This window comes from Agromyces capsici (assembly GCF_058349965.1).
This window is the reverse complement of sequence record NZ_JBYRET010000001.1, coordinates 1,066,315-1,091,458: the sequence shown is the minus strand read 5'-3', so window position 1 is coordinate 1,091,458 and position 25,144 is coordinate 1,066,315. Positions and strand designations below refer to the sequence as shown.

At 72.0% G+C, this 25,144-nt stretch carries 22 protein-coding genes and 1 pseudogene; 11 read left to right on the top strand and 12 right to left on the bottom strand.

What is annotated here, in order from left to right; translation table 11 throughout:
• Positions 1 to 7: 7 nt before the first annotated feature.
• From AC3RKB_RS05280 to gadC, 3 genes are read right to left on the bottom strand one after another with little or no spacing between them, the layout of a single operon-like run.
• A complete protein-coding gene (locus AC3RKB_RS05280) occupies positions 8 to 1,357 on the bottom strand; it encodes a dipeptidase (RefSeq protein ID WP_491434943.1) in 1,350 nt (449 codons plus the stop codon).
• The gene (locus AC3RKB_RS05275; RefSeq protein ID WP_491434941.1) at positions 1,354 to 1,806 is read right to left on the bottom strand and encodes a hypothetical protein; all 453 of its coding nucleotides are present in this window, start codon (positions 1,804 to 1,806) and stop codon (positions 1,354 to 1,356) included. Before AC3RKB_RS05275 ends, AC3RKB_RS05280 begins: the two co-directional genes overlap by 4 nt.
• Positions 1,803 to 3,284, bottom strand: coding sequence for a glutamate/gamma-aminobutyrate antiporter GadC (gadC, locus tag AC3RKB_RS05270; RefSeq protein ID WP_491434939.1), 1,482 nt, complete (start codon positions 3,282 to 3,284; stop codon positions 1,803 to 1,805). The genes AC3RKB_RS05275 and gadC overlap by 4 nt, the downstream gene beginning before the upstream one ends.
• 225 nt (positions 3,285 to 3,509) lie before the next feature.
• On the opposite strand from gadC, the gene AC3RKB_RS05265 reads away from it, so the two are divergent.
• The 9 genes from AC3RKB_RS05265 to AC3RKB_RS05225 all read left to right on the top strand — a co-directional run bounded on the left by AC3RKB_RS05265 (position 3,510) and on the right by AC3RKB_RS05225 (position 11,511).
• On the top strand, positions 3,510 to 3,893 hold the full coding sequence (locus tag AC3RKB_RS05265) for an SHOCT domain-containing protein (RefSeq protein WP_491434938.1): 384 nt from the start codon (positions 3,510 to 3,512) through the stop codon (positions 3,891 to 3,893).
• A gap of 100 nt (positions 3,894 to 3,993) precedes the next feature.
• On the top strand, positions 3,994 to 4,644 hold the full coding sequence (locus AC3RKB_RS05260; RefSeq protein ID WP_491434937.1) for an RNA polymerase sigma factor: 651 nt from the start codon (positions 3,994 to 3,996) through the stop codon (positions 4,642 to 4,644).
• A gap of 1 nt (position 4,645) precedes the next feature.
• On the top strand, positions 4,646 to 5,404 hold the full coding sequence (locus AC3RKB_RS05255) for a hypothetical protein (protein ID WP_491434936.1): 759 nt from the start codon (positions 4,646 to 4,648) through the stop codon (positions 5,402 to 5,404).
• 118 nt (positions 5,405 to 5,522) lie between these two features.
• On the top strand, positions 5,523 to 7,196 hold the full coding sequence (locus tag AC3RKB_RS05250) for an ABC1 kinase family protein (RefSeq protein ID WP_491434935.1): 1,674 nt from the start codon (positions 5,523 to 5,525) through the stop codon (positions 7,194 to 7,196).
• Between the two features lie 50 nt (positions 7,197 to 7,246).
• Positions 7,247 to 8,764 (top strand): multicopper oxidase family protein, encoded by a 1,518-nt coding sequence (locus AC3RKB_RS05245; protein WP_491434934.1) that lies wholly within the window; start codon positions 7,247 to 7,249, stop codon positions 8,762 to 8,764.
• Between the two features lie 55 nt (positions 8,765 to 8,819).
• Positions 8,820 to 10,484, top strand: coding sequence for an FAD-dependent oxidoreductase (locus AC3RKB_RS05240; RefSeq protein WP_491434933.1), 1,665 nt, complete (start codon positions 8,820 to 8,822; stop codon positions 10,482 to 10,484).
• Positions 10,485 to 10,542: 58 nt separating this feature from the next.
• Complete coding sequence (locus AC3RKB_RS05235) at positions 10,543 to 10,662, top strand: DUF8730 family Cys-rich protein (protein WP_491434931.1); 120 nt, start codon at positions 10,543 to 10,545, stop codon at positions 10,660 to 10,662.
• Between the two features lie 32 nt (positions 10,663 to 10,694).
• The gene (locus AC3RKB_RS05230; protein WP_491434930.1) at positions 10,695 to 10,856 is read left to right on the top strand and encodes a DUF8730 family Cys-rich protein; all 162 of its coding nucleotides are present in this window, start codon (positions 10,695 to 10,697) and stop codon (positions 10,854 to 10,856) included.
• Positions 10,857 to 10,947: 91 nt separating this feature from the next.
• Positions 10,948 to 11,511, top strand: coding sequence for a carbohydrate-binding protein (locus tag AC3RKB_RS05225; protein WP_491436757.1), 564 nt, complete (start codon positions 10,948 to 10,950; stop codon positions 11,509 to 11,511).
• Here the strand turns inward: AC3RKB_RS05225 and AC3RKB_RS05220 are convergent.
• The 4 genes from AC3RKB_RS05220 to AC3RKB_RS05205 form a co-directional block, all read right to left on the bottom strand.
• A complete protein-coding gene (locus tag AC3RKB_RS05220) occupies positions 11,475 to 11,963 on the bottom strand; it encodes an SRPBCC family protein (RefSeq protein ID WP_491434928.1) in 489 nt (162 codons plus the stop codon). The two genes, AC3RKB_RS05225 and AC3RKB_RS05220, sit on opposite strands and share 37 nt — an antisense overlap.
• Positions 11,964 to 12,791: 828 nt before the next feature.
• Positions 12,792 to 14,117: a M1 family metallopeptidase gene (locus AC3RKB_RS05215; protein ID WP_491434926.1), complete on the bottom strand. Its 1,326-nt coding sequence runs from the start codon at positions 14,115 to 14,117 to the stop codon at positions 12,792 to 12,794.
• On the bottom strand, positions 14,117 to 18,055 hold the full coding sequence (locus tag AC3RKB_RS05210; protein ID WP_491434925.1) for a Pls/PosA family non-ribosomal peptide synthetase: 3,939 nt from the start codon (positions 18,053 to 18,055) through the stop codon (positions 14,117 to 14,119). Before AC3RKB_RS05210 ends, AC3RKB_RS05215 begins: the two co-directional genes overlap by 1 nt.
• 95 nt (positions 18,056 to 18,150) lie before the next feature.
• Complete coding sequence (locus tag AC3RKB_RS05205) at positions 18,151 to 18,972, bottom strand: MBL fold metallo-hydrolase (RefSeq protein ID WP_491434924.1); 822 nt, start codon at positions 18,970 to 18,972, stop codon at positions 18,151 to 18,153.
• Positions 18,973 to 19,056: 84 nt separating this feature from the next.
• On the opposite strand from AC3RKB_RS05205, the gene AC3RKB_RS05200 reads away from it, so the two are divergent.
• The gene (locus tag AC3RKB_RS05200) at positions 19,057 to 19,506 is read left to right on the top strand and encodes a pyridoxamine 5'-phosphate oxidase family protein (protein ID WP_491434923.1); all 450 of its coding nucleotides are present in this window, start codon (positions 19,057 to 19,059) and stop codon (positions 19,504 to 19,506) included.
• Positions 19,507 to 19,592: 86 nt separating this feature from the next.
• On the opposite strand, the gene AC3RKB_RS05195 is transcribed toward AC3RKB_RS05200, so the two are convergent.
• The 5 genes and pseudogenes from AC3RKB_RS05195 to AC3RKB_RS05175 form a co-directional block, all read right to left on the bottom strand.
• Complete coding sequence (locus tag AC3RKB_RS05195; RefSeq protein ID WP_491434922.1) at positions 19,593 to 20,228, bottom strand: TetR/AcrR family transcriptional regulator; 636 nt, start codon at positions 20,226 to 20,228, stop codon at positions 19,593 to 19,595.
• 19 nt (positions 20,229 to 20,247) lie between these two features.
• Positions 20,248 to 21,549 (bottom strand): ABC transporter permease, encoded by a 1,302-nt coding sequence (locus tag AC3RKB_RS05190; protein ID WP_491434921.1) that lies wholly within the window; start codon positions 21,547 to 21,549, stop codon positions 20,248 to 20,250.
• Positions 21,546 to 22,253, bottom strand: a complete 708-nt coding sequence (locus AC3RKB_RS05185; RefSeq protein ID WP_491434920.1) for an ABC transporter ATP-binding protein — start codon at positions 22,251 to 22,253, stop codon at positions 21,546 to 21,548. The genes AC3RKB_RS05190 and AC3RKB_RS05185 overlap by 4 nt, the downstream gene beginning before the upstream one ends.
• A 103-nt stretch (positions 22,254 to 22,356) precedes the next feature.
• Positions 22,357 to 22,431 (bottom strand): annotated as a pseudogene (locus AC3RKB_RS05180) (cold-shock protein); the annotation flags it as partial.
• Between the two features lie 161 nt (positions 22,432 to 22,592).
• Positions 22,593 to 23,594, bottom strand: coding sequence for a LacI family DNA-binding transcriptional regulator (locus AC3RKB_RS05175; protein WP_491434919.1), 1,002 nt, complete (start codon positions 23,592 to 23,594; stop codon positions 22,593 to 22,595).
• Positions 23,595 to 23,744: 150 nt separating this feature from the next.
• Between AC3RKB_RS05175 and AC3RKB_RS05170 the strand changes: the two genes are divergently transcribed.
• The gene (locus tag AC3RKB_RS05170) at positions 23,745 to 25,088 is read left to right on the top strand and encodes an MFS transporter (protein ID WP_491434918.1); all 1,344 of its coding nucleotides are present in this window, start codon (positions 23,745 to 23,747) and stop codon (positions 25,086 to 25,088) included.
• Positions 25,089 to 25,144: the final 56 nt, after the last annotated feature.

The following is a 25,144-nucleotide window of genomic DNA, read 5'->3' as shown; positions in this document are numbered from 1 at the left end:
CGCCGTGTCAGCGCGCCGAGGCGTAGGAGCGCAGGAACAGCGCCTCGGCGACCGCCAGGTGCTCGATCTCGGTCGGGTCGACGCTCTCGTTCGGCGCGTGGATCAGGGCGAGCGGCTCCTCGACGCCCATCAGGATGATCTCGGCGTCGGGGTAGGTGTCGGCGAACACGTTGCAGAGCGGGATGGATCCGCCCTGGCCGAGGGTGGTCATCTCGACGCCGTACGCCCCGCGCATGGCGTCGGCCATCGCGGTGAAGGCGGGCCCGCCCGTCGCGGCACGGAACGGCGAGCCGACCGCCTCGGTCTCGACCTCGACGTGCACGTTCCACGGGGCCGCGGCCTTCAGGTGCGCGACGAGCGCGTCGTGCGCCTCCTGCGCGTCCATGCCGGGCGGTACGCGCAGGTTCAGGCGCGCCGCCGCCCTCGGCACGATGGCGGCCGTCGAGCCGAGGACACGAGGGCTGTCGATGCCGAGGATCGTGACCGCGGGTCGCGCCCACAGCTCGTCCGCGACGCTGCCGTCGCCGAGCAGATCCACGCCGTCGAGCACGCCCGCGTCGGCACGGAACTGATCGGCGTCGTACGGCGCCCCGTGCCACTGCTGCGACGAGTCCAGCCCGACGATCGTGGTGTTCCCATCCTCGTCGCGGAGCGAGGCGAGGACGTCGACCAGTGCGGCAAGCGCATCCGGTGCCGGGCCGCCGAACATGCCCGAGTGCACCTCGGAGGCCAGCGCTTCGATACGCACGACGACGTTCGCCATGCCGCGCAGCGTCACCGTGGCGGCGGGCTTGCCGACCGCGGCGTTGCCGGTGTCGCAGACGAGGATGGCGTCGGCGCGAAGCACCTCGGGATGCGCCTCGACGTACCGCTCGAGCCCGCCGGTGCCCTGCTCCTCCGAGCCCTCGACGACGAGCTTCAGGTTCACCGGGATCTCGTCGCGCAGCGCGCGGAGCGCGAGCAAGTGCATCAGGATGTTGCCCTTGCAGTCGGCAGCGCCGCGCCCGTGCCACCGCCCGTCGACCTCGGTGAGCTCGAAGGGCGGTGTGCGCCACGCCGATTCGTCGAGCGGCGGCTGGACGTCGTAGTGGGCGTAGAGGAGCACCGTGGGCGCGTCGGCCTGTGCAGCCGGCCGCGAGCCGACGACGGCCTTGCTGCCGTCGGGCGTCTCCTCGAGGCGGGCGTCCGCGAACCCGAGCCGTGCGAAGGCGTCGCGCACCCACACGGCCGCCTTCTCGCACTCCTCGGGCGGGAACTGCCGCGGGTCGGCGACGGAGCGCATCGCCACGAACTCCGCGAGCTCGTCCTTCGCAGCCGGCATCATCCCGCGGACGAGCTCACGGACCTCGTCGCTCACGACCCGTTCCCGTCGTCGACGGTGTTCAGCTCGTCGACGAACTGCTGGAACTCCTCGAGCTCGTCGGGGCAGTACGTCTCGATGATGAGCAGCTGGCCCTCGAGCAGGCGATCCTCGGCGAGGATCGGGCGCTGGCCGGGGCCGGAAGCGCCGTTGGAGAGCCGGTCGAACAGGATGGCCCTGCTGAGTGCCTCGTTCGGGTTGGCGCATACGCCGCCGCCGTCGTCGCCCAGCACGCGGGCGACCTGCTCGGCCGTCAGGGACGTGTCGATGCCGTTCTCCTCGAGCGAGGAGAGGAACTGCTCGGCCTTGTCCTGCGCCTTCACGTCCTGTCGGGCCGACAGGAAGGTCACGAGCGCGATGATCGCGAGCACGATGAGTACGCCCACGGTGACGAAGTAGATGACCGTCCGCTCGCGCTTCGGCTGGGTCTCGGACTGGGTGCTCATGATCCCGACACCTCCGTCTCGGTCTCAGCCGCCGCCTCGGGCTGCTTCCACGACGGCTTCCGCAGCTTGTAGAACAGGAACGGCACGAGCAGGCCGAGCCCGAGGGCGCCGCCCGCGACGATCAGGAGGTAGACCCATGGGTCGCCGCCGCCGAACTGCGAGGGCGGGATGAACCCGACGAGCAGTGCGGCGAGCGAGGCGAGGAACCCGACGACGCACAGGGTGATGAGCATCGGCGCCCGGAACCCGCGCGGGTGGTCGGCATGCGTCCGGCGCAGCCGGACGGCCGCCACGAACATCAGCAGGTACATGATCAGGTACACCTGCGTGGTGATGACCGAGAAGATCCAGTACGCGCTCGAGACGTTCGGGATGAGAGCGTACCCGAGGGCGATCACCGTGGTGACGAGGCCCTGCACGACCAGCAGGTTCTGCTGCACGCCGTGCTTGTTGAGCTTCTGCAGGAACGGCGGGAGGTAGCCCTCCTGCCGCGAGATCAGCAGGAGGCCCTTCGACGGCCCGGCGAGCCAGGTGAGCATGCCGCCGAGCGACGCCGTCACGAGCATGATGCCCACGATCGGGGTCAGCCACTGCCAGTCGAATGCCGCGAACACGGCGTCGAACGCCTGCATGACCCCCGCCGTCAGCGAGAGCTGCTCCGCCGGTACGATCCAGCTGATCGCCAGCGCGGGGAGGATGAAGATGACCAGCACCAGGCCCATCGCGAGGAAGATCGCCTTCGGGAACTCCTTCCCGGGGTTCTTCAGCGACCCGACGTGCACCGCGTTCATCTCCATGCCGCTGTACGACAGGAAGTTGTTGACGATGAGCACGAGGCTCGCGAGCCCGGCCCACTGCGGCAGAAGGTTCTCGGCCGTCATCGGCGCCGCCGACTCGTTGCCCTGGCCGAGGAAGACCGCGCCGAGGATCACGAGCACCGCACCCGGGATCAGCGTGCCGATGATGAGGCCGCCGCTGGCGAGTCCTGCGACGCCCTTCGTGCCGCGCGAGGTCAGGAACACGCCCGACCAGTAGCAGACCATGATCACGAGCGCCGTCCAGACGCCGCTCGAGGCGAGGTTCGGGTTGATGACGTAGGCGAGCGTGCTCGCGACGAACCCGAGCAGGCTCGGGTAGTAGAAGATCGTCATCGCGAACTGGCACCAGACCGCGAGGAAGCCCATCGGCTTCGAGATGCCGGTCGCCACCCAGTTGTAGACGCCGCCCTTCCAGCCCGAGGCGAGCTCGGCCGAGACGAGCGAGGTCGGCAGCAGGAACACGATCGCCGGCACCAGGTACAGGAAGATGCAGGCGAGCCCGTACACCGCCATCGTCGGGGCGGGCCGGAGGCTCGCGACTGAGCTGGTGGTCATCAGGGCGAGCGCGAGCCACGAGATCCAGACCGGTGCGGGCACCGCCCGGGCCTTCGCGATACCCGCGTCGCGCGGCACGTTCGCCGCGGCATCCGCAGCGCTCATGGCAGGATCACCCCGACTCGGAGGAGGAGTCGCGCGCGGACGCGCGGGCTCGACGGGTGCGCATGCTTGGTCATGACGATCGCCCCCAAAGTGGTCACCACTGCCCTCGCGCACAACGTATCCACGCGGGCGGTCGCAGGATCGGGACGAAAGGCCCCTTCTGCGCCGCGGTATCGCACCGGTAGCCTGTGGCCCACACGGCCGACGTTCGGGGAAGGGGAGACCGTGGATCTCTGGAGCTGGATCTGGTTCTTCTTCTGGATGTTCGCCTACGTGGCGTACATCCTCGTGCTCGTCTACATCGTCATCGACATCTTCCGCGACCACGAGCTCAATGGATGGCTCAAGGCGCTGTGGTTGCTCCTGCTCCTGTTCCTGCCGTGGATCACGGGCCTCGTCTACCTGATCGCGCGTGGCAAGGGCATGGCCGAGCGCTCGGCGCGCAAGCAGGTCGAGTACGAGTCGCACACGGCGGAGGAGTACCGGACGATCTCGTTCGCCAACCCGGCGGAGGAGATCACGAAGGCCCAGGCTCTGCGCGACCAGGGCGTCATCACCGACGGCGAGTTCGAGGCGATCAAGGCGAAGGCGCTCGGCTCGAAGTTCTGACGGGCGGCCGGAACGAGCGGATGGCGCGCGGTCGCGCCATCCGCCCCCACCCTGTGGACGCGACTGTCGTCCCCCGTTCGGGTGTCCTACACTCGGGCGGGTGACCGACCCCGAGGGCGCACTCGCGCGAACCTCGCTCCCCGCGGAGCGCGTCGTTCGCGCGCGTCCGAGCACGATCGGTCCGGACCAGTTCGAGACGGTGCTGCTCGCCGCGCAGGCGGGGGCGCGGTGGGCGTCGACCGACCTGTGGAATGAGTACGCGCCCGCCGTCGCGGCGTTCCTGCGGGCACGAGGGTCCCGCGAGGCCGACGACCTCACGAGCGAGGTGTTCCTCGCGGTGTTCGACCGGCTCGGCGGGTTCAGCGGCGGCGAGGCCGAGTTCCGGGCGTTCGTGTTCACGATCGCCTATCGGCGGCTGACCGACGAGCTGCGCCGGCGCTCGCGGCGCGGTGAGCACGAGGAATGGCAGCAGGAGCTCGACGATCGCCGGGCGCCGAGCGCCGAGCACGAGGCGCTCTCCCGACTTGCGGATGACTCCACGCGCGCGCTGCTCGAGGGGCTCTCGCCCGATCAGCGCGATGTCATGGTGCTTCGCATCCTCGGCGACCTGACGATCGAGCAGGTCGCGGCCGTGCTCGGCAAGCGCACGGGGGCCGTGAAGGCCCTGCAGCGACGGGCGCTCGAGACCTTGCGGAAAAAAGTTCTTCCGGGCCGTACCCCTCGAAGGGCCGGCGGCGATGGCAGGGAGTGAGATGAGGAATCACCGGATCACCGACGACGAGGCCGCGGCCGTGCTCCGCGGGCGTACCCCCCACGCCCGCGACGAGCTCTCCCCCCTTGCCGCGGCCGTCGCGGAGTTCCGGGCCTCCTCACTCGGGACGCCGCCGCGGCCGAGCGCCGCGGTGGCGTCCCGCCTCGACCTCGACCGCGTGTCGACCGTCGGGGCCTTCCCCCGAGAGAACCCGGACATGACGGTGCCGGCCCACACGGCGCCGTCGGCAAGGAGAAGAAGAGTGGCAGTGGAGTGGTTCGCGGGCCTCGGGCTCGCGGCGAAGATCGCCATCGGAGCGACTGCGGCCGCCGCGGTCGGAGTGACCTCGGCCGGTGCGGCCGGCGCCGCGGGCGTGCTGCCCGCGCCCGCGCAGGCGGTGTTCGAGCAGGTCACCGGCGGTGAGCAGATGAGCGAGACCGGCGTCGAGCACAGCGAGTTCGGCCGGCAGACGGCCGAGGACGCCCGCCAGCAGGGCGAGGAGCAGGCCGGCACCGGACTCGAGACGGCCGAGCAGAACGCCGGCAACGGCATCGAGGTCGCCGAGGAGCACGCCGACGAGCACGCCGAGGCGGGTCTCGAGATCGCGGGCGAGAACGCGGGTGCCGGCGTCGGCACCGGCGCCGGCGCGTCCGACGGGGCCGGCGAGGGCGCCGGAGCACCCGAGGGCGCGGGCGACGCCGCCGACGAGGCCGGTTCGGTCGCCGACGAGAAGGCCGGGAACGGCGCGGCCGGCGACTGACGCCGGGACCGCGCAGGGCCCTCGCCGAACACGGCGGGGGCCCTTTTCGGCGGCCGGGGGAGTCGGTGGCGTAGCCTCGGACCGACGGGGGTGGAGCGATGACGACAGGTGCGACGGCGTGAGCGTCGGCCAGGCCGAGACGCGGCACACCGCGCGCTATCGCGAGATCGCCGTCGTGCTGCGCCGCCACAGCTTCGGGTTCCTCGCCGGGCTCATCGGCGCCGGGCGCCTCAACCCGTTCCGGCGCAACGGCGCCGAGCCCGCGGCCGGCGCGGAGGCCTCGCCCGAGCACGTGCGCCGTGCGCTCGAGGAACTCGGCCCGACGTTCATCAAGTTCGGGCAGCTGCTCTCCACACGCTCCGACCTCGTGCCGCCCGCGTACGCCGACGAGCTCGCCAAGCTGCAGGACGCGGCGCCGCCGGTCGCGACCGAGCAGATCCGTGCGGTCATCCGCCGCGAACTGGGCGCCGAGCCCGAGGAGCTGTTCGCGACGTTCGACGACGCGCCCATGGCATCCGCCTCGATCGGGCAGGCCCACACCGCGACGCTGCACGACGGCACGCCCGTGGTCGTGAAGGTCCGTCGCCCCGGCGCGGTCGCGCAGGTGCAGCAGGATCTCGAGATCCTGCAGAACCTCGCGCTGCGCGCGAGCCGTACGTGGGGGATCGCGCGCGACTACGATGCGCCGGGCATCGCCGACGAGTTCGCGCAGACGCTCCGTGCCGAGCTCGACTACCTCCAGGAGGGCCGCAACGCCGAGCGCTTCGCCGAGGACTTCGCCGACGACCCCGACCTCGAGATCCCGCGCGTCTTCTGGGACTACACGACCTCCCGGGTGCTGACGCTCGAGCGGATGTCGGGCATGAACGTGAGCGACGCCGCGAGCCTCGACGCGGCCGGCGTCGATCGCAAGCGCGTGGCCCGTAAGGGCGCCGACATCGTGCTGAAGATGACGTTCGAGGACCGCTTCTTCCACGCCGACCTGCACCCCGGGAACCTGTTCATCCACGACGACGGCACCATCGCGCTCATCGACTTCGGCATGGTCGGCGAGATCGGGGAGGAACTCCGCGGCCATCTCAGCGGGCTGTTCGTCGCGCTCGTGCGCGGCGACGCCGACCTGCTCGGCGCGTCGCTCGTGAACATGTCGCCCGGCTCGGGGGGCGTCGATCGCGAACTGCTGCGCGACGACCTCGCGGTCTTCCTCGCCCGCTACCGGCTGCACTCGCTGCGCGAGACGCCGTTCGCGCGCATGATCGCCGAGCTCTTCGCGATCCTGCGCGCGCACCGGCTCCGGCTGCCGCGCGAGATGGCCCTCCTGTTCAAGGCGCTGCTGCTCATCGAGGGCCTCGCGCTCCGGCTCGATCCCGAGTTCCGCCTCGGCGAGTCGCTCGAGCCCTACGCCCAGCGGCTCGCGCGGGAGCGGATGAGCGCGGGCGTGCTGGCCCGCCGCATCGCGCGCGCGACGGCCGACCTCGGGGAGTTGGCGCTCGACATGCCGGGGGCGCTGCGCCGTCTCCTCGAGCACGCCGACGGCGGCGGCCTGCAGGTGCACCTGCGCGCCGCCGAGCTCGATCCGCTCATGGGCCGGGCGGAGCGCATCGGCAACCGCCTCGTCGCCGGCATGATCAGCGCCGCACTCATCACCGGCGTCGGCGGCCTGGTCTCGAGCGATCGGAAGTACCGGTCGTGGGAGGGCGTCATGCTCGGCACCGGGCTCGGCGTGCTCGGCTCGCTCGGCGCCTACCTCACGTGGACGATGAAGCGAGGCGGCCGCCGCCGCCCCCGCTGACGGGCCGGAGGTCCCGCTCCGTCGATACACCACCGGGGTATCGTGCGGGCATGGCGGATGGCAGGGACTGGTCCCGCCGCGAGGTGCTGGTGCTGGGCGGCGCCGCGGCCGCGGCCGTGACGGGCGGCGTGCTGCTGTGGAACGGGACCCGTGGCGGGTGGCCGCAGCCGCCGACCGCACCGACGGCACCGGCCGCGACCCCGGCGCCGGCCGATCCGGGCGCCGAGACGCTGCGCGAGCCCGAGGTGCTGACGAGCGCTGATGGCCGTCTCGACCTGGCCCTCACCGCGGCCCTCGTCGAGACCGAGGTCGCGGGCCGCCGCGTGCGCGCCCTGTCGTACCGCGACGGCGTGCCCGGGCCGACCCTGCGGGTGCGCGCGGGCGACCACATCACGCTGCGCCTGCGCAACGAGCTCGGCGTGCCCACGAACCTGCACACGCACGGCCTCGTGGTCTCTCCCGAGGGCAACAGCGACAACGTCTTCGTCATGATCGAGCCGGGCGGCGCGTTCGACTACGACTACCGGCTCGGCACGAGCCATCCGCCCGGGGTCTTCTGGTACCACCCGCATCACCACGGCAACACGGCCGAGCAGCTCTTCGGCGGGCTCTTCGGGGCGATCATCGTCGAGGACGCCGAGCCCATCCCGGCGGCGCGCGAGCGGCTGCTGATCGTCTCGGACACGGGCTTCGACGCCGCCGGGAACCTGCACGTCGCGACGCAGGCCGAGCGGATGCTCGGGCGCGAGGGAGAGCTCGTGCTCGTGAACGGCCGGCTCGGCCCGACGATGGCGGCCGAGGCCGGCGACGTCGAGCGCTGGCGGCTGGTGAACGCGTGCAGCTCGCGGTTCCTGCGGCTGCGCCTCGACGGGCAGCGGATGTCGCTGCTCGGCATCGACGCCGGCCGGTACGCCGAACCGCGCGAGGTCGAGGAGTTCGTGCTGGCACCCGGGAACCGGGCCGACCTGCTCGTGACGGCCGTCGAGGGCGAGGCGATGCTGCGGACCATGCCGTTCGATCGCGGGTCGATGGGCATGATGGGCGCGCCCGCGAGCGCGACCACGGGCGCCGACCTGGTGGCGTTCTCGGTACGCGGCGGGGGCGAGGCGAGTGCGGTGCCGAGCGCGTCGCCGCCGGTGCCGCCGCCCGCCCCGGAGCGCGACCTGCGCGGCGAGGCGGTCGCGCGGCGACGCACCGTGACGCTCGCGATGGGCATGGGCGGCGGGATGGGGCGCGGCATGGCCTTCACGATCGACGGCCGGGAGTTCGACCACGAGCGGGTCGACCTCGCGGTGGCGCACGACTCGATCGAGGAGTGGACGATCGTGAACACGAGCCCGATGGATCACCCGTTCCACCTGCACGTCTGGCCCATGCAGCTCGTCGAGGTCGACGGGGTCGCGCTCGCCGCCGACGACGTCGACCGCCGCGACGTGGTGCCGGTCCGGGCGCGCAGCACGACCGTCGTGCGCATCGCCTTCGAGGGCCTCGCCGGCCGGACGGTCTACCACTGCCACATCCTCGACCACGAGGACCGGGGGATGATGGGGGTCGTCGAGGCAACCTGAGAAATACCCGGGACGTATTTTGACAATACCCCCGGGGTATCCGTACGATGGGCTCATGACTTCCCAGCGGTACCTCATCATCGGCGGCGTCGCAGGCGGCATGTCCGCCGCGACCCGACTGCGCCGGCTCGACGAGCACGCGCAGATCACCGTGCTCGAGCGGGGCGGCCACGTCTCGTTCGCGAACTGCGGACTCCCGTACTACCTCGGCGGCGTCATCGAGGAGCGCTCCAGCCTGCTCCTCCAGACGCCCGCCTCGCTCGGCAGCCGCTTCGGACTCGACGTGCGCGTGCGCACCGAGGCGGTCTCCATCGACCGCGAGGCGAAGACCGTGCTCGCCCGCGACCTCGCCACCGGCGAGGAGACGACGCTCGAGTACGACGCGCTCGTGCTCTCGCCCGGCGCCACCCCGGTCCGTCCGCCCATCGAGGGCGGCGAGCGCATGCTCACCCTGCGCGACATCGACGACGTCGACGCGGCCATGGCGGCACTGGATGTCGCGCCGCGGAGCGCGCTCGTGATCGGCGCCGGCTTCATCGGCCTCGAGATGGTCGAGAACCTCGCCCACCGCGGCCTCGACGTCACCCTCGTCGAGCTCGGCGACCAGGTGCTGCCCCCGCTCGACCCCGAGATGGCCTCGCCCGTCGCCGACCGGCTCCGCGAGGCCGGCGTCGACGTGCGCCTCGGCACGCAGGTCACCGCGCTCGGCGCCGACACCGCCCGGCTCAGCGACGGCACCACGGTGCCCGCCGACTTCGTGCTCGGTTCCATCGGCGTGCGACCCGACACGAGCCTCGCCCGGGGTGCCGGCCTCGAGCTCGGCCCGCGCGGCGGCATCCGGGTCGACGACGCGCTGCGCACGAGCGACCCGCACATCTGGGCCATCGGCGATGCCGTCGAGAAGGTCGATGCGATCACCGGCGAGCCCCGACTCGTCGCCCTCGCGGGCCTCGCCAACCGCCACGGCCGCCTCGCGGCCGACGCGATCACCGGCCGTCCGGTCCGCGTGCGCGAGGCGCTCGGCACCGCCGTGGTCGGCGTCATGGGTCTCACCATCGCCTCCACCGGGTGGAACGAGAAGCTGCTGCGCTCGCGCGACCGCGACATCCGGGTCATCCACACCCACCCCGCCTCGCACACCGGGTACTACCCGGGCGCCGAGCAGATGGCGCTCAAGCTCATCGTCGACGCCGCGACCGACGTCATCCTCGGCGCGCAGGGCGTCGGCGGCGAGGGCGTCGACAAGCGCATCGACGTCATCGCGACCGCGATGGCCGGCGGCATCACCGCCTCCGAGCTCGCCGACCTCGAGCTGGCGTACGCGCCGCAGTACTCGTCGGCGAAGGACCCGGTCAACATGCTCGGCTACGTCGCGCTCAACGCGTTCGAGGGCCTCACGCCGTCGATCCAGTGGCACGAGCTCGATGCCGCGGTCGACGCCGGCGCAACCGTCGTCGACGTGCGCACGGCCGGCGAGGTGGCCGACGGCGCCATCCCGGGTTCGCTCCGGATCCCGCTCGACGAGCTCCGTGCGCGGGCCGACGAGCTGCCGGCCGGGCGCCTCATCGTCCACTGCAAGGTCGGCCAGCGCGGGCACACCGCGGTGCGCCTGCTCGCGCAGCTCGGCCGCGACGCCGTCAACCTCGACGGCGGCTACCTGACCTGGAAGGCCGGCACGGCCTCCCGCACGGCCGTCGAGGCCGAGGCGCTCGCCGCCTGATCATCCGGTAGCGCCGACGGCGCGTATCGACACCACCTCACTACGAAGGAGAACACCCATGTGCAGCCCCACGCCGTGTACCTGCGGCAAGACGACCTGGGCCGGTTGCGGCCAGCACGTCGACAGCGTCAAGGACCACGTGCCCGCCGAGCAGTGGTGCAACGGCGACCACGACTGATCCCGACCCCCTGAGACCGAGGAGAACCCCACATGTGCCGAGCCGTCAGCTGCCGGAAGTGCGGCAAGACCACTTGGGCCGGTTGCGGCCAGCACGTCGACCAGGTCATGCGCGGAGTGCCGCGCAACCAGCGTTGCGCCGGGCACGAGAACGAGCCGTCGACCGGCTTCTTCGCGCGCCTCTTCGGGCGCTGACCGGAAGACCCGTGGCCGCGATCCGGGACCGGTTCGCCGGCGTGCGGCGCGTCACCCCCCGACACGCCCCGGCCGAGCTGCCGGCTCCCGGATCGCGGCCCCGGCTCGATCGAGCCGAGGTGCGTCGCCGGCGAGCCGAGGCCGCGCAGGCCTGGAGCGACGCGCTCGGCGACGCGACATCCTGCACCCTCGCGAAGGACGGACGCTCGCACCCGACCGCGAAGTTCCACGAGGGCCGCGCTGCCGCGCTGGGCGACCTGCTGCCCAGGGGGAGGCCACGGCCGAGCGTGAGGTCGGGCTCCAGCTCGGTGACGAGGGCGGCATCGGCTTCCTGGGTTACACCACGGATGGCACGTGGGCGACGTACGAGAGTGGTGCCCTCGGGTCCGGCGAGGTCCGCTCGATCACCGCGAGGGTCGCGAGCGACAGCACGGGCGGCGACATCGCGATCCGCCTCGACGACGCGAACGGGCCGCTCATCGGCCAGTGCTCGGTGCCGTACACGGGAGGCTGGCTCTCCTGGCAGGTCGTCCAGTGCGATGTCCTCGACGACGTGGCATCCGCGCCGTCCGAGCTCCACCTGGAGTTCACGCGAGGTGCGAGCAGGGACGAGAACCCCTACCTGTTCAACCTCGACTGGGTCGAGATCGAGTGAGGCGCGGAAGCGCCCTCAGTGGTCGCGTTGCGCGCCTCGAGGATCTGCTTCACCTTCCGGAACTGGACCTCGTCGACCTTCCGCCCCTCCGCGGCCAACATCGGAGCCAGCAGCCGCCAGAGGCCGCGTGGCCTCAGCTCGGTGTCGCAGGTGACGAGGGTGCCGCCCTCGTGGGCGCGGAACGAGAACTCGGCGGTCGCCGGGAACGGGCGCGCGTACTCGAAGACGATGCGCTCGGGTCGGTCGTACGCTGCCACGACCCACGGCATCTCGATCACCCTGCGACCCATCCTGCGGGTGTCGACCCCGGTCGAGCCCTCGGTCAGGTCGCCGTCGTAGGCGACATCGACGAGCTCGGTCGACCACTCCTTCGCGTTGCGGGGGTCCGTGAGGTACGCGAACGTCTCATCGACGGGCCGGTCGATCACGATGGATGTCCTGATGTGTGCCATGGCCTGCTCCCTTCGCGTTCAGCCTGCACCCGCACGGGCCGGGAAGCATGGGGAGCCCTCCCCATCTTGCGGCTGGTTCCTGCATCCCAGGGCCGACGACGATCCGACGAGGCGCGAATTGACATCGAACACCGCGCTGTCGAGACTCGCAGCATGGGCAACGGTTCCGGTCGACCGGATGACAGTGCGCGCCGCGGCGCCGAGGCGCTCGGCCGAGCCTGAGCCGATGGATCGGCCGTTCGAGCTCGTCGTCGTCGCCCACGACGCGGTGCAAGCCAGGGCCCAGGCCGAGGTCGCGGGCCGGCTCGGTCCGTCCGACCGGGCCCGGCTCGCCACCCTCGACGACGTCGGACGGCGCCGGTTCCTCGCGGGTCGCTCGGCAGCGCTCGCTGCGGTCGCCGGGCTGGTCGACGGCCCGCTCGACGGGGTGACGATCGATGCCCGGTGCATCGACTGCGGCGGGTCGCACGGTCCGCCGCAGGTCTCCGGAGCGTGGGCCGGGCTCCACGTCAGCATCGCCCATGCCGGCGGCCTCGCATTCGCCGTCGCGTCGCGCCATCCCATCGGGATCGACGCCGAACCGCGGCGCACCCCGCCGGCTCGTCTCGCCGCGATCCGCGACGTGACGGGGCACCGGCGCGGCGACGCGCTCGCGCGCTGGACGGCGACCGAAGCGATCCTCAAGGCCGACGGGCGCGGCCTCCGGGTCGACCCGCGCGAGGTGCGCGTGGGGCATCGGTCCGGGCGGGTCGCCGACCGCGACATCCGGTACCGCCTGCATCGTCGCCGAGACCCCCGGGGATGCGTCGTGACGATCGCGTGCGCGGCTCAGCGCGACGCGGGAGCCGGCAGCGGGGGGAGTTCGGGCTCCCACAGCCACGCGTCGAACAGCGCGTCGAGCGGAACGCCGGCGACGCCGGCGGCGAACGCCCGGAACTCGGAGGTCGATGCGGCACCGTAGCGCTTCGCGTCCGTCCATCCGCGGAGCATCGCGAAGAATCGCTCGTCGCCGACGGTGAGCCGGATGGCGTGGACCAGGCACGCTCCCCGCTTGTAGACGCGGTCGTCGAACATGAGCTCGGGGCCGGGATCGCCGAGCACGAGATCCCGGGGGAGGGCGGCGAGCATCGAGTGCGCGCGGCGAGCCATCGTGTCGGCCGACGTGCGATGCGCGGCCTCGGCCCAGAGCCACTCGGCATAACAGGCGAATCCCTCGTTCAGCCAGATGTCGCGCCAGCTCGCCAGGCCCACGCTGTTGCCGAACCACTGGTGCGCGAGCTCGTGCGCGATGAGACGCTCGGCACCGCCGCGTCCGTCGGCGTGGTTCGCACCGAACGTGGCCATGCCCTGCGACTCGAGCGGGATCTCGAGCGCATCGGCGGTGACGACGATCGTGTACGACGGGAAGGGATACGGGCCGAACCTGGCCTGGAACGCCTCGAGCATCCGGCCGATCGGCGCGAAGTCGTGCAGCACGCGGCGCGCGACGGCCGGCGGATAGGCGAGCACCCAGTCGACGCCGGCGGTGCGCCTCGGCTCGAGCACGTACCGGCCGATCTGCACGGCGGCGAGGTAGGTCGAGGTCGGCTCGTGCTGTTCGAAGGTCCAGGTTCCGCGCCCGGCGGACACGGAGTGGTCGGTGAGCTGCCCGGTGGCGAGGACCGTGTAGGCCTGCTCGGCGGTGACCCGGATGCGGTAGGGCGCCTTGTCGTCGGGGCGGTCATTGCAGGGGAACCAGGTCGGCGCACCCGACGGCTGCGAGGCCACGAGGACGCCGTCGTCGAGTTCCTCCCAGCCGATCGTCCCCCACCGGGAGCGGCGGGGTGTCGGCGCGCCGCCGTACTCGACGGTGAGCACGAACTCCTCGCCCTCGCCGATCGGCGCCGCCGGGCGGACCGTCAGGTGCGTGGGGGAGTGCGAGAACCGCACGTTCCGGTCGCCGTCGAGCCGGACGCGCTTGGCCCGCAGGTGCACCAGATCGAGGTGGATGGCGCGGAGCGTCGTCAGCGCGCGGCCGCGGATCGTGGCCGTGGCGTCGAGTCGATTGGTCGCGACCCGGTACCGGAGATCGAGGTCGTAGTGCAGCGCCCGGTAGTCCGGCGATCCCGACCGGGGAAGGTAGGCGTGCGGACCGGCCGTCGCGGGCCGCCTCATCAGGCCGGCTCGCGATGGTACTCGCCGACGACCACGGCGCGCCAGGGTCCGATGGGGTTGCCGCTCCAGCGGCTCGCCGCGGGCACGGCCTCGCCGCGCATCACGAGCGACGCGGGACCGACGGTCGCGTTCTCGCCGATCTCGGCGGCGGGCAGGATGACGCTGTGCGGGCCCAGCGTTCCGCCGCGCTCGATCGTGACCGCATCCATGCTCATGATTCGATCATGGAACAGGTGGGTCTGCACGACGCAGCCCCGATTCACGGTCGACGCGTCGCCCAGGCGCACGAGGTCGGCCTCGGGCAGCCAGTAGCTGTCGATCCACACGCCGGCCCCGATGCGGGCACCGAGGCTGCGAAGCCACCATACGAGCGCGGGCGTGCCCGCCGCGGCCGAGGCGAACCACGGTGCCGCGACCATCTCGGTGAAGGTGTCCGACACCTCGCTTCGCCAGACGAACGGCGACCAGAGCGGATGCTCGGTCGCCCGGATGCGTCCGAGCAGCAGCCACTTCGCGATCGTGCTGATCGCGGCGGCGACCGCACCGGCCGCGAGGAGCACGATGCCGCTGAGCAGGATCGCGACGGCGACGCCCCACGCCTCGATGAGCGCCGCGAGGGCCAGGAGCACGGCCAGGCCGAGCGCGCAGGTCGCGATGACCGGCACGATTCGGAGCAGTTCCCAGATCGCGCGCGCCCAGCGCAGGCCGTACGACGGGGCGAACGTGCGGGCGCGATCGGCGTCCTGGGCGTGGCGGCGCAGCTTCACCGGCGGCGACCCGAGCCACGACGATCCGGCCTTCGCCTTGCGCGGGGCGACGGAGAGCACCGCGACGAGCCCGTCCTTCGGCACCCGGTTGCCGCCGACGGCCATGCCGGAGTTGCCGAGGAACGCCCGCGCGCCGATCTCCGCGCGAGCGATCCGCACGTAGCCGCCGCCCAGTTCGTAAGCGGCGACCAGCGTGTCGTCGGCGAGGAAGGCGCCGTCGGCGATCCGCGTCATCCCGGGCAGCAGCAGGACGGTGGATGCCTCGACGTCGCGGCCCACGTCGGCGCCGAGCAGGCGCAGCCAGACCGGCGTGAACAGGCTCGAGTACAGCGGGAAGAGGAGGGTGCGCGCGAGGTCGAGCAGCCGTTCGATCGACCACGCCTGCCAGCCGACCCGGCTGCGCACCGGGAACACGCCCTCGACGAGCCCGATGCCGAGGAGCCGGACCAGCACCACCACCGACACGACGAGCACGACGCCCGCCGCGAGCGTGGCCGGCACGAGCGCGAGGGCCGCGCGGGCGGCGAGCTCGCCGAGCGAGTCCGCATCCCGGGCGACGACGGCGACGACGGCGGCGCCGGCCGCGAACGCGGCGATCGGCACGAGCGAGACCACGAGCGAGGAGGTCGCGTAGGCGAACAGCCAGCGCGTGCGGATCGGCGGCCGTTCCGCGGGCCACCACGCGTGCGACCTCCCGACCCGCACCGCGGGCGAGCCGGCCCAGTCCTGCCCGGCGGGAACGCGACCGAACACGGCGGAGCCGGGCGCCACGGTCGCGTGCTTGCCGATCCGAGCGCCCGGCATCAGCGAGCTCCGGGCACCGATCGAGCTGCCGGCCCCGATGCGGATCTCGCCGATGCGCACGAGGTCGCCGTCGATCCAGTACCCGGCGAGGTCGACCTCCGGCTCGATCGAGGCTCCGGCGCCGATGCGCAGGAACCCGGTGACCGGCGGCAGCGAGTGCAGGTCGACGCCGGGAGCGATCCGCGCACCGAGTGCTCGGGCGTAGTAGCTGATCCACGGGGCGCCGGCCAGGCTCGCCGCTCCGACCTGGTGGGCGACCTGCTCGGCCAGCCAGAGCCGAAGGTGCACGCTGCCCCCGCGCGGGTAGTCGCCGGGCCGGAGTCCGGCGAGCACCAGCCGGGCCACGACGACGGCGACCGCCATCCGCCCCCAGGGGGTCACGAACACCACGAGGCCCGCGACGAGCCACGGCACCGAGACCTCGGGCAGCGCGTCGAACCCGCCGAGCGACCGCAGGATCGCGCTGGCGGTCAGCAGGTAGAGCACCCAGCGGATGCCGTTGAGCACGAACAAGGGCGCGCCGAAGAAGGTCTGCAGGACCTGCATCCGCACCGGGGTCCGCGGGACGACGTGCGTGGACGCCGCGGACCGGCTCTGGGATGCCTCGGCCAGGGCGGACGCCATCGCCCCGAAACGGGGATGCGCGTACACGTCGGCGACGGTGAAGTCCGGATGCCGCGTCCGCACGAGCGAGACGAGCTGCGCGGCGGCGAGCGACCCGCCGCCGAGGTCGAAGAAGTTGTCGTCGTCGGCCTCGACCGGCAGGCCCAGCACGTTCCGCCAATCGGCGGCGAGGATGGCCGCGATGGGGTCGAGTTCGGCCTCGGCGCGACCGTCCCCGCCGTCCTCCTCGACCGGCCACGGCAGTGCGGCGCGATCGACCTTGCCCGAGGTCCGGACCGGGAGCTCGTCCACCACGGCCAGCAGAGGCACGAGCGCCGCGGGCAGCTCCTCGCGGAGACGCGTCACCGCGGCGCGCCGGTCGAACGCGGCATCCGGGGCCACCGCGAGGTAGCCGACGAGCACGTCGTTGCCGGCCGCGCTTCGTCGCACCGCGGCGGCGGCACCGGCCACGCCGGGCAGGTCCTGCAGGGCGGCCTCGATCTCGCCGAGCTCGATGCGCCGGCCGCCGACCTTCACCTGGTCGTCGGCGCGTCCCTGGTAGAGCAGCCCGTCGCGATCGAATCGCACGAGGTCGCCACTCCGGTACGCGCGATCCCAGCCGAGCGCCGGCATCGGCGCGTACTTCTCCGCGTCCTTGGCCGGGTCGAGGTAGCGGGCGAGACCCACGCCGCCGATGATGAGCTCGCCGACCTCGCCGTCGCCGACCGGGCGCCCGTCGGCATCGACCACCGCGAGGTCCCAGCCGTCGAGCGGGCTGCCGATCCGCACCGGTTCACCCTGCACCATCAGCGCGGCGCTCGCGACGACGGTCGCCTCCGTCGGCCCGTACGTGTTCCACACCTCGCGGCCGTCGACGGCGAGCCGGTTCACCAGCTCGGGCGGGCACGCCTCGCCGCCGAAGATCAGCAATCGCACGTTGTCGAGCGCCTCGGCGGGCCAGAGCGCGGCGAGCGTCGGCACCGTCGACACCACGGTGATCCGGCGGGAGGAGAGCCACGGCCCGAGGTCCATGCCGCTCCGGACGAGCGATCGCGGCGCGGGGACCAGACACGCTCCGTGCCGCCAGGCCAGCCACATCTCCTCGCACGACGCATCGAACGCGACGGAGAGACCCGCGAGGACGCGGTCGGACGTGGTGATCGGCTCGTCGCGCAGGAACAGGCGCGCCTCGGCGTCGACGAACGCCGCCGCCGACCGATGGCTCACCGCCACGCCCTTCGGCGTTCCGGTCGAACCCGAGGTGAAGATGATCCACGCGTCGTTGCCCGGTTCGGGCGGCGCCGCGACCGCCGTCGCCGCGGTGCTCGGGTGCGGGGCGGCGTCGTCGAAGACCGCGGTCGTCGGGCCGGCGGATCCCGACGGCGCGTAGCCGCCCGAGGTGATCACGCCGGCCACGAGGGCTTCGGAGAACACCAGCTCGGCGCGCTCCTCGGGGTCGTCGACGTCGACGGGGACGTACGCGGCGCCGGCGGCCATCACGCCGAGGATCGAGAGGTAGAGCTCGCGCGTGCCCGACGGCATGCGGACGCCCACCCGGTCGCCGCGCCGGACGCCCGCCGCGTGCAACCGTGCGGCCAGCACGTTCACCTGCGCCATGAGCTCGCGGTAGCTCAGCGCACCCCTGTCGTCCTCGATCGCCGACGCGTCCGGAGCGGATGCGGTGGTGGCGCGGAGGATGTCGAGCAGCGTCCGAGGGGTCGGAGCCTCGGACGAGCGGCTCATGAGGCCCGGGGAATCGGTCACTGGAGCTCCTTGCCCGCCTGGAAGAGGTCGCATGAGAAGGATGCCCCACGGTACGGCCCGGCGGTGACGCGTCGGTGAACGGAGTCGAACGCCGTCTAGCCGTTCGTCTCGCCCCGCTTCTTCTGAGCGAGCCGCTGGACCTGCCATGCGTGCACGTCGGCCAGCCAGTCCAACGGGGCCGATGGGCCGATCCGCGGATCGTCGGGAACCTCGCCGTCTCGCAGGGCCTGCACGTAGGCGCGATCCAGCTCGATCCGTGCGCGGAGATCCCCGGCTCCGCCGACCGAGCCGTGGCCCGGAACGACGGCATCGACGTCGTCGGCGACGCCCTCGAACCGCTCCAGCGCGGCGAGGTAGTCGTCGATCGGATGTGCGGTCTGGAGGTCGAGGAACGGCATCAGGATGTCGGAGAGCATGTCGCCGGCGACGAGCACGCGGCGGTCCTCGATCAGCAGGGCCGCGTGGCCCGGGGCGTGGGCCCGATGCTCGATGATCCGGACGTCGGGGCCGTCCCAGGGGATCCGCGTGGCCCCGGCGGGCAGGCCGGTGATGAGGCCGAGCCGATCCATCGGTATCTCGTCGGCGAACTCCGGCGGGAGTCCTTCGGCGACGCGGGCCTCCCAGTCCGCGTCCGCGAGCACCTCGTGCATGGACGCAGCGCAGCGCGCGGTGCCGTAGCGGGGCACGTCGCCGAAGTCCGGATGCCAGAGCACGTGGTCCCAGTGGGGGTGCGTCGAGAATCCGGCGGCGACGGGTCGGCCCAGCTCGCGGAGGTCGTTCGCGAGCGAGGCCATCTCGTCGCTCGTGATGCCGGGGTCGATGAGCAGCACACCCGCTTCGCCCTGCACGACGACGGCATTGCTCTGGATGAACTCGCTCTCGTGGACGAGTACGCCCTCAGCGACGTGCTTCAGCATGGGATGCCTCCCGCTCGTGGGTTCGACCGCTGTTCCAGACGGTAGTACGTGGGGGCGACAGAGTCCCTGCCTACGATGGGGCGCATGACCTCACTGCCGGATCGCCCGGTCTCCCCTCACCGCGCCCTCACCGAGCGGGGCGCGCAGTTCGTCGCCGATCGGCACCTCGCGACGCTGTCGACGGTCGGGCCGCGAGGCGATCTGCACGTGGTCGCGGTCGGCTTCAGCTACGTCGACGGGGTCGTCCGGATCATCACCAGCGGCGGCAGCCAGAAGGTCCGCAACGTCGAGCGCGACCACCGCGCGACCGTCGCGCAGGTCTCCGGGGCCGAATGGCTGAGCATCGCCGGCCGGGCCGTCATCGAGCGCGACCCCGAGTCCGTCGACCTCGCGGTGCGCCTGTACGCCGAGCGGTACCGGCAGCCGCGCGAGAATCCGACCCGCGTCGTCATCCGGATCGACCCCGAGCGGGTGCTCGGCTCATCCGGCATCTGGACGGCCGCGGCTCCCGGCTCGCCCGCGCGCGCTCTGTAGCTGGTCATGGGATGCAGCGCGGCCCGATCGCCGAGGGCGATCCGCGCGGTTGACGAAGCCTGGCGCGAGCCGTCGGCGTTTCACATTCACCCGAGCTTAGGGATCACCTGCCCCAGCCGTTCGGTCAGGTGCTCCGTGCCCATCGGCGTCGGCGCACCCGTGGCCGCCCGGCGCGCCCAGCTCATGCCGACGTAGCGCATGAGCCCGGCGAGCAGGTGCGTGACGATCTCGGCCTGCTCGGGCAGGTCGTCGAGCTCCGCCTCGTCGGCGCCGTCGCGCAGCGCGTCCTGGCGGAGGCGGAGCTCGATGATCTGACGCAGTTCCTCCTCGATCGCGGTCAGCCGCTCCATCTGGCGGGCGAGGAGGATCGGGTTCTGCGACACCGCGGTGATCCGTCGCATGATGAGGGCCGGATCGGCGGGCAGCCGATCGGGCTCGATGCGCACGAGCCCGGCGGCCTCGGCGAGCAGTGGCCCGTCCGAGACGATGAACTCCCTCGCGGCCCGTTGATCGATGGACGGTTCGTCGGTGCCGAGCAGCGCGGCATCCTTCGTCTTGAAGTGGTTGAAGAACGTGCGCTGGCTGATGCCGGCGGCCTCGCAGATCATGTCGACCGTGACGTTGTCGTACCCGTGCTCGGTGACGAGGTCGATGGCGGCGCCTTCGATCGCGGCCGTCGTCTCGGCGACGCCCCGGCGTCGGGGTCCTGGCTCGGTCGACATGATCCGCCTCCTGGTCGGTCTACTCGTACCGTAGCGAGTCGATCGGGTCCTGGCGGGCCGCCCGGCGGGCGGGGAGCACGCCGGAGAGGAAGGCGACCAGCATGATCACGAGGATCACGGCGACCACGTTGACGGGGTCGAACATCAGGATGGTGAGGCCTGGCAGGTCGGCCAGCGGCCCGGCCGAGAGGGCCGATGAGATCGCGGTGCCGAGCCCGATGGCCGCGAGGGCGCCGATGGCCGATCCCAGGAACCCGATCACGACCGCCTCGAGGCTGAACAACGAGAACACCCGGCCGTTCGGCATGCCCATCGCCTTCATCAGGCCGATCTCGCGGGTGCGTTCCTGCACGCTCATCAGCAGGGTGTTGACGATACCGAAGGATGCCGCGAGCAGCGCGATGACGGAGAACGCGCTGAGTACTCCGATGATGCCGTTGATGACGGTCTGGATGACGCCGAGCTGGTCCTCGACGGTCTGGCCAGCGAGGTCGGCGTCGGCGAGCTGCGCCTTCACGTCGTCGACGTCCTGAGCGGTGACGGCACCGTCCTCGCCCGTTCCGGCGAGGTACGCGACCGCGATCACGTAGGCGTCGGGTTGACCGGGGATCGCCTGCGCGTCGGCGACGGTGTCCGTCAGGGACTGGTTCACGCCGGCGCCGGCGGCGAGCAGGCTGGTGCGTGCCACCCCGACCACCTCGGCCTCGATCGTCCGGGCCGCCTGCGCCGCATCGGCGTAGCCGAGGGCGACCGACGCACCGACCGCGTCGTCGGCGCCGGCGAAGCCCAGCGCGTCGAGGTGATCCTCGGGCAGGACGATCTGCGGACCGTCGGACTCCTGGTCGAGCTGGTCTCCCGCGACGAGGTCGCTGCGTCCGATCGAGGCCGTTGCGTTCACGTCGAGCTCGTACCGATCGTCGTCGGCCGCGTCGGCTGGGGCGACCCAGTCGATCATGATCTGGCGGACGGGCTCGACGCGGTCGACGCCGTCCATGTCGCGCATCGCGTCGAGGTCGTCGTCGTTCAGCAGCGTCCCGGTGCCGAGGGGATTCGCCTGGGCGGACTGCTGGCGCCCGTCGGGGTCGTACGCGTTCGGGCCGTCGGTCGTGTCGGTGGACGCGGCCGGGGTCACGAGGAGCACGTCGCCGGTGCTGATCGTCGCGACCTGCGTGGTGACGTAGTCGTTCACGCCGGCGCCGAGCGCGGTCGTCAGGGTGAGGGTGAACGCGCCGACGAAGAGGCTCAGCACGGTCAGTGTCGTGCGGAGCCTGCTGCGGAATGCGTTCCGCGTGGCGTTGGTGATGACATCCGCGGTCCTCATCGTCCCGCTCCGTTCACGATCAGGCCGTCGGCGATGGTGATGCGGCGGTCGCAGCGTGCCGCCAGGTCGTCGTCGTGGGTGACGACGACGAGGGTGATGCCGCGTTCGCGCAGGAGGCCGAAGAGGATGTCCTCGACCTGGCCCCCGGTGGCGGTGTCGAGGTTGCCCGTCGGTTCGTCAGCGAAGACCACGTCGGGTTCGTTGATGAGGGCCCGCGCGATCACGACGCGCTGCTTCTGGCCGCCGGAGAGGTCGCTCGCCCGGTTCTTCGCCTTGTCGGCGAGCGCCAGCGACTCGAGCACCTCCATGCCGCGGCGGGTGCGCTCCCGCGGGGCGACGCCGGCGACCAGCAGGGGGAGCGTGACGTTCTCGAGCACCGACTGCTGGGCGGTGAGGAAGAACTGCTGGAAGACGAAGCCGAACCGCTCGTTGCGCAGCCGATTGATGTGCTTCGCCGGTGCGGATGCCGCGTCCTCGCCCTCGATGTCGACCGCGCCGCTCGTGGGTCGGTCGAGCAGGGCGAGCAGGTGCATCAGGGTCGACTTGCCCGAGCCCGACTTCCCGACGATTGCGAGCGATTCGCCGCGGCGCACGTCGAGCGACGCGCCCTTCAGCGCATCGAACCGGGATGCGCCCGTGCCGTACGTCTTGGTCACGGCTCGAGCACGGAGCAGCGGTGGAGCGGGGGTCGCGGGGAGGGACATCGCAGCGTTCCTTTCAGGTGTTGCAGTCTGTAGTGCAGTAACTGCAACAGTGACTGACGATGCTGTGAATCACCCGGAAACGCGGGTTGCCACCACGACACGTCGCGCTGCCATCGTCGGGGGCGATGAAGCCGAAGTCCTTGTCGGCGTTGAACCACTTGACGGTTCCGGTCGCCATATCTGTGTTTCATTCCGTAGAGCCGAGCTGCCGAAGCGGCTGCGACGTGCACCGTGAGCCGCCGTGCCCCGGCCACGATGCCGACAGCGCATCGCGCCCTGCCGACGCTGATGCCCCGGGCAGCGACGGCGCCGCCGAACCGCTCGGACGCGCGCAGCGCGTCAGGCGCCGAGGGTCGCGGTGGAGGCGCGCCGCACGAGCGTGGCGCGCAGCTCGGGGGCGACGGTCGGTGCAGGGCGCCCCTCGACCGCGCTGAGCGCCAGATCGGCGAAGAATCGGCCGAGCCCGGCCGTGTCGACGTGGATCGTGGACAGCTGCGGCTCGAACATCGCCGCGAGTGGGGTGTCGTCGTGGCCGACGACCGAGAGGTCGGCGGGGATCGACAGGCCCATCCGCAGGGCCGCACCGACGAGCGCGCCGGCGACGTCGTCGTTGTAGGCGGCGATGGCGGTGACGCCCGCATCGCGCCACGCGGTGAGTGCCGCGCTCGCCGAGGCATCCGTCAGCTCGACGTCGGCGGTGGCCATCGGGTCGATGCCGAGGTCGGCGGCCGTGCGCTGAGCGGCGGCGCGACGCACGCGGACGAGGTCGGCCACGCGGGGGTCGGCCGAGCCTGCGTACGCGATCGCGCGGTGGCCGAGCCCGTGCAGGTGACGGAGCTGGAGCACCGGCCCCTCTTCGGTCCACTCCTCGACGGCCGGATGGTCGGGGTCGGGGATGATGCGGGCGACGCCCGCGGCACGCACCGACTCGGCCCGCCCGGCCGCCCAGGGGGTCATCGACATGACGAGGTCGGGCTGGAGGGTCTCCCAGAGCGGACGCGCCTGGCCGGTGGCGTGCGGCGTGTAGGTGATGAGCGAGTACCCCGCCTCGTCGAGGGCCAGCGAGGCCTCCTCGATGTTGCGCCGGAGGTTGAAGTCCATCGGCCAGTCGGGCAGCACGAGCAGCACCAGGTGGGTACGGCCGCTGGCGAGCGCCCGCGCCGCGATGCTCGGCCGGTAGCCGAGGCGTTCGGCCTCAGCGAGCACGCGCGTGCGGGTCGCCGCCGAGATCGTCTGGCCGGGAGTGTCGTTGAGCACGAAGCCGACGGTGGCGCGCGAGATGCCGAGCGAGCGCGCGATGTCGGATGCCGTCACGCGTCGTGTGGTCGCCTGCTGCGGCATCCGCTTCACCCTTCGTCACGCGCCACTTGCGCGCGCTAGTTACTCAATGTAGCATCGCCGTCATCCGCTAGCACGCGCTAGTTATCAGCATCACCGGAGCGGGCCGAGCGGATGCCACACCCAGAGCCACCACACGACAACGGAGTCCTCATGAACCCGCCCGACCGCGACGACACGTCGCTCGTCACCCCGGTGCCGTCCCCGCTGCCCACCGCGACCGTCGACCCCGAAGTGATCGCCGACGAGCACGCGCCCGCACCCGACTTGCCCAAGGTGAACGCCCGCTACATCTGGTTCATGGTCCTGGCGCAGTTCGGCGTCTTCATGGCCTTCATCACCCCGCTCGCCATCTCGCTGTCGATCCGCATCAACGAACTGGCCCCCGGCCGCGAGGAGGTGCTCGGGTACATCACCGGCACCGGCGCGCTGTTCGTCATGCTCACCGCGCCGTTCATGGGCGTCTGGAGCGACCGCACCCGCACGCGGCTCGGCCGGCGCCGCCCCTTCATGATCGGTGGCATGGTCGTCGGCGTCGTCTCGCTCGTCGTCATGGCACTCGCGCCGAACGTGCTCCTGCTCGGCCTCGGCTGGGTGCTCGCGCAGTGGGGGTGGGGCACGGTGCTCGGCAACCTGCAGAACTCCACCGCCGACCGCCTTCCCGAGGAGCAGCGCGGCAAGGTCGCCGGCCTTACGGGCTTCGCGACCCAGGTCGCGCCGGTGTTCGGCGTGATCCTCACCGTCGGGGTAACCGGCGACGCCGTGCTGCTCTTCCTGATCCCGGGCGCCGTGGGCGTCGTGCTCGTCACGCTCTTCGTCGCGCTCGTGCACGAGGCCGACAGCCGGCCGCTGCCGAAGGAGCCGCTCACGATCGGCGGGCTGCTGCGCAAGTACCTCTACAACCCGACGCAGTACCCCGACTTCTCGTGGAACTGGCTCGGCCGCTTCCTCTTCTACTTCGGCCTCACGCTCAACACCACCTTCACCGCGTTCTTCTTCGCCAGCCGCCTCGGGGTCGAGGTCACCGAGGTCGCCGGCATCATCGCCACCCTCGGCGGCGTCGGCGTGCTCGCCGTGACCGCCGGCGCGCTCGGCGGCGGCTTCCTCTCCGACCGGTTCCGTCGCCGCAAGGTCTTCGTGGTCGCGGGCGGCGCGCTCATGGCCGCCGGCATGGTCCTCATGGCCGTCTCCTCCGAGCTGCCCGCGCTCGTCGCCGGCTCGCTCATCGTCTCGGCCGGCATCGGCATGTTCTCGGCCGTCGACCAGGCGCTCCTGCTCGACGTGCTGCCCGAGAAGGCCACCGACGCGGGTCGATTCATGGGCATCACCGGCTTCGCGACGTCGATCCCGCAGTCGGCGGCGCCGCTCATCGCCTCGGCGATCCTGCTCGTCGGGGTCACCGGCGCGGAGAAGAACTACTCGCTGCTCTTCTTCGTCGCCGCGGCCCTCGTGCTCGCCGGCGGCCTCGTCATCCTCCGCATCCGCTCGGTGCGCTGAACCCGGGCCCCCGCGCCCCGACCACCAACCCCGTCCACGTCGTTCCGAAGGATCCA

Coding starts and splice junctions, on each gene's coding strand:
- AC3RKB_RS05275 (WP_491434941.1), bottom strand. CDS start 1,806: ATGAGCACCCAGTCCGAGACCCAGCCGAAGCGCGAGCGGACGGTCATC.
- gadC (WP_491434939.1), bottom strand. CDS start 3,284: ATGAGCGCTGCGGATGCCGCGGCGAACGTGCCGCGCGACGCGGGTATC.
- AC3RKB_RS05255 (WP_491434936.1), top strand. CDS start 4,646: ATGAGGAATCACCGGATCACCGACGACGAGGCCGCGGCCGTGCTCCGC.
- AC3RKB_RS05245 (WP_491434934.1), top strand. CDS start 7,247: ATGGCGGATGGCAGGGACTGGTCCCGCCGCGAGGTGCTGGTGCTGGGC.
- AC3RKB_RS05240 (WP_491434933.1), top strand. CDS start 8,820: ATGACTTCCCAGCGGTACCTCATCATCGGCGGCGTCGCAGGCGGCATG.
- AC3RKB_RS05235 (WP_491434931.1), top strand. CDS start 10,543: ATGTGCAGCCCCACGCCGTGTACCTGCGGCAAGACGACCTGGGCCGGT.
- AC3RKB_RS05230 (WP_491434930.1), top strand. CDS start 10,695: ATGTGCCGAGCCGTCAGCTGCCGGAAGTGCGGCAAGACCACTTGGGCC.
- AC3RKB_RS05220 (WP_491434928.1), bottom strand. CDS start 11,963: ATGGCACACATCAGGACATCCATCGTGATCGACCGGCCCGTCGATGAG.
- AC3RKB_RS05215 (WP_491434926.1), bottom strand. CDS start 14,117: ATGAGGCGGCCCGCGACGGCCGGTCCGCACGCCTACCTTCCCCGGTCG.
- AC3RKB_RS05205 (WP_491434924.1), bottom strand. CDS start 18,972: ATGCTGAAGCACGTCGCTGAGGGCGTACTCGTCCACGAGAGCGAGTTC.
- AC3RKB_RS05200 (WP_491434923.1), top strand. CDS start 19,057: ATGACCTCACTGCCGGATCGCCCGGTCTCCCCTCACCGCGCCCTCACC.
- AC3RKB_RS05195 (WP_491434922.1), bottom strand. CDS start 20,228: ATGTCGACCGAGCCAGGACCCCGACGCCGGGGCGTCGCCGAGACGACG.
- AC3RKB_RS05190 (WP_491434921.1), bottom strand. CDS start 21,549: ATGAGGACCGCGGATGTCATCACCAACGCCACGCGGAACGCATTCCGC.
- AC3RKB_RS05185 (WP_491434920.1), bottom strand. CDS start 22,253: ATGTCCCTCCCCGCGACCCCCGCTCCACCGCTGCTCCGTGCTCGAGCC.
- AC3RKB_RS05175 (WP_491434919.1), bottom strand. CDS start 23,594: ATGCCGCAGCAGGCGACCACACGACGCGTGACGGCATCCGACATCGCG.
- AC3RKB_RS05170 (WP_491434918.1), top strand. CDS start 23,745: ATGAACCCGCCCGACCGCGACGACACGTCGCTCGTCACCCCGGTGCCG.